The sequence below is a fragment of the Pseudomonas sp. 37 R 15 genome (assembly GCF_900004865.1).
GTDB lineage: Bacteria > Pseudomonadota > Gammaproteobacteria > Pseudomonadales > Pseudomonadaceae > Aquipseudomonas > Aquipseudomonas fluorescens_AM.
Map to the genome: position 1 here is coordinate 102,645 of NZ_CVTV01000008.1, position 12,983 is coordinate 115,627.

Consider the following 12,983-nt stretch of genomic DNA (forward strand, 5'->3'; position numbering starts at 1 on the left):
CGGATGCCCAGCCGTATCAAGGACTACTTGTTCATATTGAGTGCCAGCCTGTACTTCAGCACTGCCGTGCTCGCGGACTCCTCCATCACCCCACAACATTTCACCTTATTGAGTCGCGCGGGAACCGTTCAACTGGACACTCGACTGGACAGGACCCAGCGCCAGTGGCTGCGGTACAAGCGCGAGCTGGTACTGGGTACTGCCGCGCCTGACTACCCGCCGTTCGACCTCACCTCCAGTGGACGCGACTACGAGGGCCTCACGGCAGATTATGCGGGTCTGCTGGCCAAGGCGCTCGACATACCGGTCAAGGTTCTTCGTTACCCTTCACGGTTGTCCGCCATTCAAGCCCTTGAAGCCGGCGACATTGACTTGCTGGGCTCCTCCAATGGCTTCGAGGCCGCAAACCCCCATCTCACTCTGTCGGCACCTTATGCCGTGGACCAGCCGGTACTGGTCACTCGCGAAGGAGAAAACCGTAGCCTCAGCAATGGCCTGGAAGGGTTGCGCTTGAGCCTGGTTTACCATTACCTGCCCCTCGAAGAGGTGGAGAAGCTGTACCCCAAGGCGGATATCCGCCCCTATCCCTCTTATCAGAATGCGCTGAATGCCGTGGCATTCGACCAGGCGGATGTGTTTCTTGGCGACACCATTTCCACCCACTTCATGATTAACAAGGGCTACCTCAAGAACATTCGCATGGCCAATTTCGGCAAGCATGAAGCTTATGGTTTCAGCTTTGCCCTGCGCAACGACAACCTCATTCTCTTGAGCATCGTCGACACGGTGCTGGCGGCTGTGCCCATCAACGAACGTGACAGCATCGCCAAGCGTTGGAGCGCCGGCAGCGATATCCTCCTGACCGACAAGAAACTGCAATTGACCGCGCGCGAAGAACGCTGGTTGAAGGCGAATCCGGTGGTGAAGGTCATCGTCAACGAAACCTTTGCCCCCCTCACCTTCTTCGACGCCGAAGGCAACTTCCGCGGTATCACCGCCGACCTTCTTGAACTCATTCGCTTGCGTACCGGCTTGCGTTTCGCGGTTCAGCGTGGGCGTGAGGTCGACGCTATGATCGAGCAGGTCGCCACACAGAAGATCGACATGATCGGGGCCATCGTACCGAGTAACCAACGGGAGGCGCAGTTGAGTTTCAGCCGCCCGTACCTGGAAAACTCCTATGTGCTGCTGACCCGCAAAGAGCCTGGAGCGCCCTTGAACCTGGAGCAGATGACGGGCAAGCGCCTGGCGGTGACCCAAGGTACCCCGCTGGTCGATACTTTGCGCAAGGACTATCCCCGGATTCAACTGGTGGAAACCGGCGATACCTTCAGGGCATCCGAGTTGCTCGCACAAGGGCAAGTGGACGGCGCCGTGAACACGCTGTTGATCGCCAACTATTTCCTGTCCTCGAAAGTTTTCCGGGACAAGCTGCAGATCACTACCACCATCGGCACCAGCCCGGCAACGTTCGCCCTGGCCACATCACGCCATGCCACCGAATTGAGCTCGATCCTCGACAAAGCGCTGCTCAGTATCGCCCCGGATGAAATGGGCGTGATCAACAGTCGCTGGCGCGGCTACACCGTCGAGTCCGACAGCTATTGGCGCAATTACAACCAACTGATTGCCAGGATCGTCATCGGTACCGGGTTGTTGCTCCTGGTTTCGCTGACCTGGAACGCCTACATGCGCCGCCAGATCAGGCAACGGAAAATGGCCGAGCGCGCCCTCAACGATCAGTTCGAGTTCATGCGCGCGCTGGTCAACGAAACGCCACACCCCATCTATGTACGCGATCGTAACGGCTTGCTGCAAACCTGCAATGACAGCTACCTGCAGACATTCGACGTCAAGCGAGAGGATGTCATCGGCAAAAGCGTGACTCAGATGAGCATGGCCCTGGCGCCCGAAGCAGCGCAGTACCATGCCGATTACCTGCGGGTGGTGGCTGAGGGCACGCCATTGATCCTGGACCGTTCGCTGCATATCTATGAGAGGAAGCTGACGATCTACCACTGGATCCTGCCCTACCGCGATTCCATCGGCGAAGTCCAGGGCATCATTGGCGGCTGGATCGACATCAGTGAACGGCGCCAGTTGTTTGATGAGCTGCGTGCTGCCAAAGAACGCGCCGATGAGGCCAACCGTGCCAAAAGCACCTTCCTTGCCACCATGAGCCACGAGATCCGCACGCCGATGAACGCCGTGATCGGCATGCTGGAACTGACGCTCAAGCGCGCCGACCAGGGGCATCTCGACCGTCCGGCGATAGAAGTCGCGTACAACTCGGCCAAGGATCTACTGGAGCTGATAGGCGATATTCTCGATATCGCGCGCATTGAGTCCGGGCGTCTGAGCCTGGCGCCGGAGCGCGTCAATCTGCGGGAAGTGATTGAGTCCGTGGTGCGTGTCTTCGATGGTCTAGCACGCCAGAAAACCCTCAGCCTGCTCTTGGAATTCAAGCCCGACCTGAACGACCTCGAAGTCTTGATAGACCCGCTGCGCTTCAAGCAAGTGCTGTCCAACCTCGTGAGCAACGCCATCAAGTTCACCGAACATGGACAGGTGAAGATCAAGGTGGAGGTGCAACCGAGCCAGACACCGGAACAGGTCGAACTGAAGCTGGTCGTGGAAGACACCGGCATAGGCATCAACCGCGACGACCAACTGCGCCTGTTCGAGCCATTCGCCCAGGCCGACAACTCCGGGCACCTGGCCAGAAGCGGCGCCGGCCTGGGCCTGGTGATCTGCCGCAGCCTCTGCGCAATGATGAACGGCCAGTTAAGCCTGAGCAGCGTGCCCATGGTCGGCACCCAGGTACACGTCAACCTGAAAATGCCGCGCCTGCATCCGGTCACGACCGTGGACAAGCATGCGCCAGCCAGGCCGGCCTCTACCCCGGTACTCAATGTGCTGGTGGTAGATGACCACCCGGCGAACCGCCTGCTGATGTGCCAGCAACTGGGCTACCTGGGCCATCAATTCACCGCCGCCGAGCACGGTGCCGCCGGGTTCCAGGCCTGGCGCCAGGAACAGTTCGATCTGGTGATCGCCGACTGCAACATGCCCATCATGAATGGCTACGAGTTAAGCCGTTCCATTCGTGAATACGAGCAACGCGAACAGTTGGCACCCTGCGTGGTACTGGGGTTTACCGCCAATGCCCAACCGGAAGAAAGACAACGCTGCGTGGAAGCGGGCATGGATGACTGCCTGTTCAAACCCATCAGTCTCACGATACTGGAGCGGCAACTGGCGCAGATCACACCGCAACCCACGAGCCAGCGGCTGGACCTGGAGTGCCTGGACGCGCTGACGGGAGGGGATCCGCAGCTGAGTCGACGGTTGCTCGAAGAACTGCTGACCAGCAGCGTTCATGATCGTCAGGCACTCATCGCGCTACTGGAGCGCAAGGCGTCATCCATGGACATCATCGAACAAGCCCACAAGATCAAGGGGGCCGCACGCATCGTTCAAGCCAATGCGTTGGCCGGGCAATGCGAAGCCCTGGAGCAAGCCTGCTCGCGCGACGACGATCGGCGAGTGGTCGAGGCGGGTATCAAATCCCTGGAAAAGCTCATGCTTGAGCTGGAACGGGCGCTACACGTTCAACTGCATGAACTGGACAGCCAATAGGAGGCACGGCTCGCCCAGTGTAGGAGCGAGCTTGCTCGCGAAAAACTCACAGGCACCGCGTTCATTCAGCAAGCACGCGTTATCGTTGACATTCTTCGCGAGCAAGCTCGCTCCTACAACGGCGGTGTACGCTTAACTGACTGGCATTCCCCGCGCGCTCAGCAATCGGTCAAGCGCAGGAAAATAGCCGCCAGCTGTTCGATACCTACTTGGTCCTGAGGCGTAAAACGAGCCAGCGACGGGCTGTCGAGATCAAGAACGCCAATCAATTGGCCGTTCTTGACCAGCGGCACCACCAATTCGCTGTTCGACGCGCTGTCACAGGCAATGTGCCCGGCAAACGCATGCACGTCTTCCACTCGCTGGGTCTGCCGGGTCGCGGCGGCGGCGCCACACACGCCACGCCCGAAAGGAATCCGCACACAGGCAATCTGGCCCTGGAATGGGCCAAGCACCAGCTCGTCATTACGATTGAGGTAGAAACCCGCCCAGTTCAGGTCGTCCAGTTGATTGAACAGGAACGCGGAGAATTGCGCGCTGTTGGCGATGAAATCCCGCTCATCGGCCAGCAGCGATTCCAGCTGCGCGCATAGCAAAGCATAGCCATCCAGGCCGGTGCCGGCCTGTTGCAAATCGATCATGGTTGACGCTCCAGCAATGTGAGACCCACCCAGTAACGGGCGAACTGATAGGCGCAGCGGCCATTGCGGTTACCGCGCCCGGTAGCCCAGCGCACGGCAAGAATGTCGAGCTGTTCATCGCGCTGCCACTGCAGGCCGGCCTTGCCTGCAAGCTCACCGATCCAGTGTTCCACCACATTCAGGAAGTGCTCCTGGGTGAACGGGTAGAACGACAGCCACAGGCCAAAACGGTCGGACAAGGCGATCTTGTCTTCCACCGCCTCGCTCGGGTGCAGTTCGCCATCCACGCGCTTCCAATTGTCGTTGTCACTCTGGTTCTCCGGCACCAGGTGACGGCGGTTGGAGGTGGCGTACAGCAACACGTTTTCCGGCGCCTGCTCCAGGGAGCCATCCAGTACACTCTTGAGCACACGATAGTCGCCTTCGCCTGCCTCGAACGACAGGTCGTCGCAGAACAGAATGAAACGCTGCGGCAGTTTGAGCAGTTGCTCGACCACGCGCGGCAGGTCGGCCAGGTGGTCACGCTCGATTTCGATCAGGCGCAGGCCGGCCTTGGCATGCTGGGCGAGCAAGGCGCGGACCATGGAGGACTTGCCGGTACCACGCGAACCCCAAAGCAGCGCATGGTTGGCGGGTAAGCCGTCAAGAAACTGCTGGGTGTTACGCGCCAGCGTTTCTCGTTGCTTGTCGACGCCGATCAGGTCCGACAGGCGCATGTCCAGGCTGACTTGCAGCGGCAACAGGAAGCCTGTGCGGCCTTCGCGCTGCCAGCGTGCGGCCAGGCAGTGATTCCAGTCAATGGCTTGGCGCGGAGCGGGTAGCAGGGGTTCCAGGCGCGCGAGCACTGCGTCAGCCCGTTCAAGAAAGGCATTCAATCGAGAATCCACATCTATTCCTCTGGCAAGTTCTTGTAAAAGATGGCGTATTGGCAACCCTGTGGCAGACCGCACATGGCTGCGAAATTCGATTCATGCCGGGCAAGTCAGCATTGGTGGATGTTCAGCTATGCTTGCCGGGCGAAGGGAAACGTGAAGTGGTTCAACACTCGATGGATATCAAGTTCGCCCACCGCTTGTCTTATAAACAAGCCAGATTGACTGTGCTGGTCGGTTTCGTCTTGGGAACCTTGCTCAGTCTTATCCAAATCGGCATTGATTATGCCAGCGAAGACGCATCCATCAACCGTGAAATACGCTCGCTGATCGAAATCAGCCACAACCCCGCCTCGCGCATCGCCTATAACATCGATGCCGAACTCGCCCAGGAACTGACCCTGGGCCTGCTGCATTCCCCTGCCATTGTTCACGCCCAGTTGATCGATAACAACGGCGTGGTGCTGGCCGACGTGGACCGGCCGCGCAAGGAAGGCCATTATCGGCCCGTCAGCGATTTTCTGTTTGGCGCCAACCGTCAATTCGAAGACCGTCTGTACCTCAGCCACATGCCCAACGAATCCCTCGGCGTGCTGCGCCTTGATGTAGACACCTACGCGTTTGGCAGCCGCTTCCTGCGCCGCGCCGAGGTCACGCTGCTCAACGGCTTTATCCGCAGCCTGCTGCTGACCGGGATCCTGCTGGGCCTGTTCTACGTCATGCTCACCCAACCGCTGGTGCGCATTATTCGAGCGTTGAGCACACGCAGACAGGCGCGCCTGGACTGCCCGCCGGGGCATGAGCATGACGAAATCGGCGTGCTGGTCAACGTTGCCAACCAGCAGTTCGAAAACATGGAAACCGAGATTCAGCAGCGTCGCCATGCCGAGGATCGTCTCACCCAATACCTGGGCCAGCTCGAAGACATCGTTTCTGCGCGCACCCTCGAACTCAAGACCAGCAACCAACGCTTGAGCCAGTTCAATGATGAACTGGAGGCGGCCAGATTGACCGCACTGGAAATGGCCCAGGCGCGGGCGGCGTTCCTGGCCAATATGAGCCATGAAATCCGCACCCCGCTCAATGGCCTGCTGGGCATGATTGCCCTGTCGCTGGACAGCACGCTCAACGCCGAGCAGCGCCAGCAACTGTCCATCGCCCACGACTCCGGCAAAGTCCTGGTGGAATTGCTCAACGATATCCTCGACCTGTCCAAGTTCGACGCGGGTCAACTGGAGCTTGAGCGTATCCCGTTCGACCTCGGCTCACTGGTGGAAGATACCGCCAACCTGTTGTCGCAAAACGCCGCGCCCAGTGTGGAACTGACCTGCCTGATCGACCCGCTGTTTCCTGCCCAGGTGATTGGCGACTCGACGCGGGTACGGCAAATCGTCAGTAACCTGCTGTCCAATGCCTTGAAGTTCACCCGTTTCGGCCGCGTGGATGTGCGCCTGAGCCAACACGGCGATGGAGTACGCATCGAGGTCTGCGATACCGGCATCGGCATTGCGCAGGACGCGCAGGTCAAGATTTTCCAGCCGTTTACCCAGGCCGGCGCCGGTATCACGCGCCAATTTGGCGGCACGGGCCTGGGGCTCGCATTGACCCATAACCTGTGCGAGGCCATGCAGGGCCGCTTGAGCATCAGTTCGGAGGTCGGCTTCGGCAGCCAGTTCTGCGTTGACCTCCCGCTCCCCACCCACTTGCCGGCGGTGGCTCAAGTGCCATTGGCGGGGGATGTGATCGTCATTACCAACCAAAGCAGTGGCCTGGGAGAGTTGCTCACCACGCTGCTGCCCCACTGGGGGTTGACGCCGCGTTGTTATTCCATGGAAGACGACCTGAGCGGCCAGCATCCCGACCTGTTGATCACCGATTGCCCGGAGTGCCTGTTCCGCCTGCGGCCGGGCATCACCGCGCCGATCCTGGTAGTGACGGCCTACGGCAACTTCATGCCTGGCGAGGAAGTCGCGACCCTGGCACCGCTGCAACAGCAAGCCCGCCCGTTGAGCCGTAACGCGCTGTATCAGATCCTGCAGCGTAATTTGCACAGCGACACGCAACTGATCCCGGACCCGGTCCGAATCGACGTCACATCCCTCAGCCATCGCGCGCGCATCCTGCTGGTGGAGGACAACCCGGTCAATCAACTGGTGGCCAAAGGCATGCTCGGCAAGCTCGGCTGCGAGGTCATTGTGGCCGCCCATGGTGGCGAAGCCCTCAAATGTCTTGAGGACCAGCGTTTCGATATGGTGTTGATGGACTGCAACATGCCCGTGATGAACGGCTACGAAGCGAGCCGGCAGATTCGCCAGAGCGGTCGCTGGCCAGACCTGCCGATCGTTGCCTTGACCGCCAACGCCCTGTCCGAGGAACGAGAGCGTTGCCGTGCGGCGGGGATGAATGATTACCTGGCCAAGCCGTTTCGCCGGGAGGAACTCAAGGCCCTGCTGGACCTGTGGGTGCCTGAGACGACAAACCTCTGACGTGGGCCGGCATCGGTCATTTGAGCAGCGCTTCGATCTCCTGGCTCAGATCCTGAGGCTTGGTGGTCGGTGCAAAACGCTTGACCTGCCTGCCATCACGCCCGATGAGGAACTTGGTGAAATTCCACTTGATATGCTTCGAACCCAGCAGCCCCGGTGCCTGCTTTTTCAGCTGCACGAACAGCGGGTGGGCGTCGCTGCCGTTGACGTCGATCTTTTTGAACAAAGGAAAACTGACGCCGAAGTTCAGCTCGCAGAACTCGGCTATCGCGCCTTCATTGCCCGGCTCCTGCTTGCCGAACTGATTGCACGGAAAACCCAGCACCACCAGGCCCTGGTCCTTGTATTGCTGCCAGAGTTGTTCCAAGCCCTTGTACTGCGGGGTGAAACCACATTTGCTGGCGGTGTTGACCACCAGGATGGCCTTGCCGGCAAAATCGGCCAAGGTCTTTTGCTCACCCTTGATCGTGGTGCAAGGGATGCTCAGCAGGTTGTCGCTCATGGCAGTGACTCTGGCAAAGGGGAAGCAGAAAGATAGTACGCAATTGAATTGTGTACAAACTAATAAGCGGGAATGATGACGTGCCATAAACCCAGGATTCCATGTGGGAGCGGGCTTGCCCCCGATAGCGGCGTGTCAGCCCATACACAGGTTGATTGACACACCGCCCCTCCCACATGTTGGCCAAACACGTGCTTTCTCAGCGCGGCACCAGATCCAGGCAAACGGAGTTGATGCAGTAACGCAGGCCGGTTGGCGGCGGGCCGTCCGGGAACACATGCCCCAGGTGTGCATCGCATTTGGCGCAGGTGACTTCGGTGCGGATCATACCGTGGCTGACATCGCGGATCTCGACCATGGCACTGTCGGCAATCGGCTCGTAGAAGCTGGGCCAGCCGCAGCCTGAATCGAACTTGGCGGTGGAATCGAACAGCGGCTCATTGCAGCAAATGCAGTGATACACACCGTCGGTCTTGGTTTCGTTGTACTTGCCGCTGAAAGGTCGCTCGGTGCCCTTGAGACGGCACACGTTGTACTGCTCCGGATCGAGCATGGCTTTCCATTCTTCAACGGTTTTCTGCAGCTTTTCCATGGGTACACCTCGGCAACTGAAAAACCCTGATCTGTGTCTTTTCCGTGGATCAGGCGGCACGTATGATTGCGCCTCTTCAAAACGCCAGTCTGGCACCCGCGCCACCGGCATTCAAACGTATTTAAGGTGCGGGCCGCGCAGGATTCACAGTACGGTAGTGCCCACGCCGTCTGGATCGTTCATTTTCAGGATCACATCGCCATGCAGGTCAGCAAATCGAACAAGCTCGCCAACGTCTGCTACGACATTCGCGGCCCGGTGCTCAAGCACGCCAAACGCCTGGAAGAGGAAGGCCACCGCATCCTCAAGTTGAACATCGGCAATCCGGCGCCCTTTGGTTTCGAAGCGCCCGACGAAATCCTCCAGGACGTGATCCGCAACCTGCCCACGGCCCAGGGCTACAGCGACTCCAAAGGCCTGTTCAGCGCACGCAAGGCGGTGATGCAGTATTACCAGCAGAAGCAGGTAGAAGGCGTAGGGATTGAAGACATCTACCTGGGCAATGGCGTGTCCGAGCTGATCGTGATGTCGCTGCAGGCCCTGCTCAACAACGGCGACGAAGTGCTGGTACCCGCACCGGACTACCCGTTGTGGACCGCCGCCGTGACCCTGGCCGGTGGCCACCCGGTGCATTACCTCTGCGACGAAGGTGCCGACTGGTTCCCTGACCTGGCCGATATCAAGGCCAAGATCACCCCGAACACAAAGGCCCTGGTGATCATCAACCCGAACAACCCCACCGGCGCCGTGTATTCCAGGGAAGTGCTGCAGGGCATGCTTGAACTGGCGCGCCAACACAACCTCGTGGTGTTCTCCGACGAGATCTACGACAAGATCCTCTACGATGACGCCGTCCACGTGTGCACCGCCTCCCTGGCACCCGACCTGCTGTGCCTGACCTTCAACGGTTTGTCCAAGTCCTACCGTGTGGCGGGCTTCCGCTCCGGCTGGATCGCCATTTCCGGGCCCAAGCACAACGCCCAGAGCTATATCGAAGGCATCGATATGCTGGCCAACATGCGCCTGTGCGCCAACGTGCCGAGCCAGCACGCGATCCAGACCGCCCTCGGCGGCTACCAGAGCATCAACGACCTGGTCCTGCCGCAGGGTCGCCTGCTGGAGCAACGTAACCGTACCTGGGAGCTGCTCAACGCAATCCCGGGCGTCAGTTGCGTGAAGCCCATGGGGGCGTTGTACGCTTTCCCGCGGATTGACCCGAAAGTCTGCCCGATCCTCAACGACGAAAAATTCGTGCTCGACCTGCTGCTGTCGGAAAAGCTGCTGGTAGTCCAAGGCACCGCGTTCAACTGGCCGTGGCCAGACCACTTCCGCGTGGTGACGTTACCGCGCGTGGATGAACTGGATATGGCCATCGGTCGCATCGGCAACTTCCTGAAGTCCTATCGCCAGTAAGGGAAATGCGGCAGTACGACCTTCATTTGGTCGTACAGCGATTATCTGGCAACACTTCTTTGGCAAGGCGGGGCTCGGACCGAACGATGGCGTCGCGCCAGCCGCCCTGCCCCAGTGTTAACGGGCTGTACGACCCGCTTGGCGGCTAATCGACAGGGGATTCGTTGTGGGAAAATCCCTTCAAGGCGCTACATTTTCGCTGTAGGACACAGTTTGAAATAGTCGCTCGGTTGAATCACCCCAGGCCGCACCTTATATACCCCGCAGTAAGCGACATATTAAGCATGAGGAGAATTCTACAACCATGATGCGCATCCTGCTGTTCTTGGCCACTAACCTGGCAGTCGTACTGATTGCCAGCGTCACCCTGAGCCTTTTTGGCTTCAATGGGTTCATGGCGGCCAACGGGGTTGATCTGAACCTCAATCAGCTGCTGATTTTCTGTGCGGTCTTTGGTTTTGCCGGTTCGCTGTTCTCGCTGTTCATCTCCAAGTGGATGGCGAAAATGAGCACCAGTACCCAGATCATCACTCAACCACGCACCCGCCATGAACAATGGCTGATGCAAACCGTGGAGCAGTTGTCTCAAGAAGCAGGCATCAAAATGCCCGAGGTGGGGATTTTCCCTGCCTATGAGGCCAACGCCTTCGCCACCGGCTGGAACAAGAACGACGCACTGGTCGCCGTCAGCCAGGGCCTGCTGGAGCGTTTCTCGCCGGACGAAGTCAAAGCGGTGCTTGCACACGAGATCGGCCACGTGGCCAACGGCGACATGGTCACCCTCGCACTGGTACAGGGCGTGGTGAACACCTTCGTGATGTTCTTTGCACGGATCATCGGCAACTTCGTCGACAAGGTGATCTTCAAGAACGAAGAAGGTCGCGGTATCGCCTACTTCGTGGCAACCATCTTCGCCGAGCTGGTGCTGGGCTTCCTGGCAAGCGCCATCGTGATGTGGTTCTCGCGTAAACGTGAGTTCCGCGCAGACGAAGCCGGCGCACGCCTGGCGGGCACCAGCGCGATGATCGGCGCACTGCAGCGCCTGCGCTCCGAACAAGGTCTGCCGGTGCATATGCCGGACAGCCTGACCGCCTTCGGTATCAACGGCGGCATCAAGCAAGGCCTGGCGCGCATGTTCATGAGCCACCCACCGCTGGAAGAGCGGATTGACGCCTTGCGTCGTCGCGGCTGACAGCATCGGGCAAGACAAAAGGGGCGATTGAATCGCCCCTTTTTTGTGGGCGCGATTCAGGCCTTGGTCAACCGGTAAACTCGCTCGTCAAGGCGGGTGACACCTTCCTGAACAAACTTCCAGCTTTCGCCGAGAATGTCCTTTTCTTCGAGCCTGTCCAATGCCCAATGCCCACCCAGCAACACGCGCACTTCTTCATCGCTGACCGCAAAGGGCGGGCCGGCCTTTTGCACCTGGTCGTAATCGAGCGTAACCAACAGGCCCTTGGCGCCACGGTCCAGCAAGGCATTGAGGCGCTCGGCGTATTGAGCTCGCATCAACGGCGGCAACGCGATCAACGCTGCGCGGTCATACAGGCCGCTGCAATCAGCGACTGCCTGCGCATCGAGGTCGAAGATATCGCCACACCACACTTCGATCAGGCGCGTCTGGTACACCTTGAAATCGCCCCGTCTGCTGATCTGCGGCGCCAACCCCTGCTCGTTGAAAAACGTCTCAACCGCCTGCTCGGACAGTTCCACCCCCATCACGTGGTAGCCCTGACTGGCCAGCCATACCAGATCAAGGCTTTTGCCACACAACGGAACCAGCACCTTGGCCCCGTCCGCCAACCCTAACTGCGGCCAATGCCGCTGCAGATAGGGGTTAACCTCGGGCAAATGAAAGCCGATCTGGTTGCGTGCCCAACGCTCCTGCCAAAACTTGGGTTCCATGAATCACTCCGAAAATTCGATCAAAAAGCGTTAAAACTTATATTGGATTTTGATCGATGAACTGATTGAAGATGGGCCTATGTTAACGCCCAGGACCCTCCTTATGCTCCCCAGCCTGTTTATCTCCCACGGTTCACCCATGCTCGCCCTGCAACCCGGCGCGAGCGGCCCGGCGTTGCAACGCCTGGCGGCCGAGCTGCCCCGCCCACAGGCGATCGTGGTGGTATCGGCGCATTGGGAAAGCCAGGAGTTGCTGGTCAGCGGCGGCAGCGCACCCCAGACCTGGCATGACTTTGGGGGTTTCCCTCGCGAGCTGTTTGCCGTGCAGTATCCCGCGCCGGGCGAGCCACGGCTGGCCGCTGAAATCGTCGAACTGCTGCATGCCGATGGCCTAAGTGCGCACATCGATGAGCGCCGCCCATTCGACCATGGCACCTGGGTGCCCCTGTCACTGATGTACCCGGCGGCGGATATCCCGGTGGTGCAAGTGTCGCTGCCCAGCCGCATGGGCCCGGCCCTGCAGAGCCGGGTCGGGCAGGCGCTCGCCGGCCTGCGCGAGCAAGGTGTGTTGTTGATCGGCTCCGGCAGTATCACCCATAACCTGGGAGAGTTGGATTGGCGCGCAGGGCCTGAGACCATCACGCCATGGGCGCTGGAGTTTCGCAACTGGGTCGTCGACAAGCTGGCGGCCAATGACGACGCAGCCTTGCATGACTATCGCCGCCAGGCACCACACGCCGTGCGCAGCCATCCCAGCGATGAGCACTTGCTGCCGCTGTACTTCGCGCGGGGGGTGGGCGGAGATTTCAGCGTGGCGCATCAGGGCTTCACGCTGGGTGCCCTTGGAATGGATATCTATCGTTTTGGCTGACGCAGTCCCTCTCACCAGAACCGAGTGCCGGCCATAAATCCCAGGCAAAAAAAATCCCCGAA

10 protein-coding genes are annotated in these 12,983 nt (G+C 59.6%); 5 read left to right on the forward strand and 5 right to left on the reverse strand.

Going from position 1 to position 12,983, the window contains the following annotated elements:
* Window positions 1-3 precede the first annotated feature (3 nt).
* On the forward strand, window positions 4-3,639 hold the full coding sequence (locus BFQ04_RS00975) for a transporter substrate-binding domain-containing protein (RefSeq protein WP_065949169.1): 3,636 nt from the start codon (window positions 4-6) through the stop codon (window positions 3,637-3,639).
* A gap of 158 nt (window positions 3,640-3,797) precedes the next feature.
* Here BFQ04_RS00975 and BFQ04_RS00980 read toward each other — a convergent pair whose 3' ends face one another.
* Together BFQ04_RS00980 and BFQ04_RS00985 are read right to left on the reverse strand one after the other, a co-directional pair.
* Complete coding sequence (locus BFQ04_RS00980) at window positions 3,798-4,280, reverse strand: GAF domain-containing protein (protein ID WP_065949170.1); 483 nt, start codon at window positions 4,278-4,280, stop codon at window positions 3,798-3,800.
* Entirely contained in the window at window positions 4,277-5,167 is an 891-nt protein-coding gene (locus BFQ04_RS00985) for an ATP-binding protein (RefSeq protein ID WP_065949171.1), read from the reverse strand. The genes BFQ04_RS00980 and BFQ04_RS00985 overlap by 4 nt, the downstream gene beginning before the upstream one ends.
* A gap of 161 nt (window positions 5,168-5,328) precedes the next feature.
* Here BFQ04_RS00985 and BFQ04_RS00990 point away from each other — a divergent pair, with 161 nt between their 5' ends.
* A complete protein-coding gene (locus tag BFQ04_RS00990) occupies window positions 5,329-7,638 on the forward strand; it encodes a hybrid sensor histidine kinase/response regulator (RefSeq protein ID WP_065949216.1) in 2,310 nt (769 codons plus the stop codon).
* A gap of 16 nt (window positions 7,639-7,654) precedes the next feature.
* Here the strand turns inward: BFQ04_RS00990 and BFQ04_RS00995 are convergent, their stop codons facing one another.
* Window positions 7,655-8,140, reverse strand: a complete 486-nt coding sequence (locus BFQ04_RS00995) for a glutathione peroxidase (protein ID WP_065949172.1) — start codon at window positions 8,138-8,140, stop codon at window positions 7,655-7,657.
* Between the two features lie 199 nt (window positions 8,141-8,339).
* Window positions 8,340-8,732, reverse strand: coding sequence for a peptide-methionine (R)-S-oxide reductase MsrB (gene msrB, locus BFQ04_RS01000; protein WP_065949173.1), 393 nt, complete (start codon window positions 8,730-8,732; stop codon window positions 8,340-8,342).
* Window positions 8,733-8,933: 201 nt separating this feature from the next.
* Here msrB and BFQ04_RS01005 point away from each other — a divergent pair, with 201 nt between their 5' ends.
* Window positions 8,934-10,145, forward strand: a complete 1,212-nt coding sequence (locus BFQ04_RS01005; protein WP_065949174.1) for a pyridoxal phosphate-dependent aminotransferase — start codon at window positions 8,934-8,936, stop codon at window positions 10,143-10,145.
* 304 nt (window positions 10,146-10,449) lie between these two features.
* The gene (gene htpX, locus BFQ04_RS01010; RefSeq protein WP_065885152.1) at window positions 10,450-11,337 is read left to right on the forward strand and encodes a protease HtpX; all 888 of its coding nucleotides are present in this window, start codon (window positions 10,450-10,452) and stop codon (window positions 11,335-11,337) included.
* Window positions 11,338-11,393: 56 nt separating this feature from the next.
* Here htpX and BFQ04_RS01015 read toward each other — a convergent pair whose 3' ends face one another.
* Entirely contained in the window at window positions 11,394-12,050 is a 657-nt protein-coding gene (locus BFQ04_RS01015; protein ID WP_065949175.1) for a thiopurine S-methyltransferase, read from the reverse strand.
* Between the two features lie 103 nt (window positions 12,051-12,153).
* Between BFQ04_RS01015 and BFQ04_RS01020 the strand changes: the two genes are divergently transcribed.
* Window positions 12,154-12,921 carry a DODA-type extradiol aromatic ring-opening family dioxygenase gene (locus tag BFQ04_RS01020; RefSeq protein ID WP_065949176.1) on the forward strand — a complete coding sequence of 256 codons (768 nt, stop codon included), beginning with the start codon at window positions 12,154-12,156 and terminating at the stop codon, window positions 12,919-12,921.
* The last annotated feature ends 62 nt before the right edge of the window (window positions 12,922-12,983 follow it).